Annotated in this window: 1 protein-coding gene; it reads right to left on the minus strand. The window is 58.1% G+C overall.

The features are described 5' to 3' along the window. On the minus strand, positions 1 to 248 hold a 248-nt coding region (locus AC6UD4_RS07370), incomplete at both ends, for a hypothetical protein (protein WP_500709660.1).

Raw genomic sequence — 248 nt, forward strand, 5'->3', positions numbered from 1 at the left:
GTCGTACACAGCGCGAGCGTTACGGGTGACGGAGATCTCCTGATCGCGCTCGAACTGAGAGGAACCGACGTCGATGGTATCCATTCCAGCACCGTCATTCCCCTGCTTCATGAGGTCAGCAAGATCATTCTCGGCTTTGGCAAGGGCCGTGCCCATCCTCTGAACATCGGATTCAAGAGTGCCGACGATTTCGCTAATCTCATCGGCCGTCCACGGCTCATCGCCGTCACGCACCGGCAGGAATGCAG

The sequence above is a fragment of the Fructilactobacillus sp. X3R5C2 genome (assembly GCF_059901175.1).